The 304-nt window shown below is 65.1% G+C and carries 1 pseudogene; it reads left to right on the top strand.

Features of this window, described 5'->3' with window-relative positions:
• Positions 1 to 71: 71 nt before the first annotated feature.
• Positions 72 to 304, top strand: a pseudogene (locus B3V69_RS03045) (FAD-dependent cmnm(5)s(2)U34 oxidoreductase); the annotation flags it as partial.

Genomic DNA, 304 nt, shown 5'->3' with positions numbered 1-304 from the left:
GCCGCGCAAGGCTACGTACCGCCTAGCCCTTGAAACGCCTGGCGCGAGGTTGAACACCGGTGACCGCTGCTTTGCTAACCGCATGTGGACTGCCGCAGGCTTGGGCGCAGCAAAACGCGTGGCGCATCCTGGAGACCCGCTGGGGTCAGGGATTTCAATTTCTTGACACCTGGCGGGCCTGGAAAAACGATCCGCTGCGGCCCCGCATGCTGCACTATGTGGCGCTGACCAGCGCGCCACCCTCGGTGGACGAATTGCTGGCGGCTGCCGCACCCTTCCCGGAACTGCTGACGCTGGCCCAGGA

The organism is Rhodoferax sp. UBA5149, from assembly GCF_002413825.1.
In the GTDB taxonomy this organism is placed as follows: Bacteria; Pseudomonadota; Gammaproteobacteria; order Burkholderiales; family Burkholderiaceae_C; genus Rhodoferax.
Note: the sequence above shows the minus strand (reverse complement) of the source record. Positions and strands in the feature narration are given on the sequence as shown.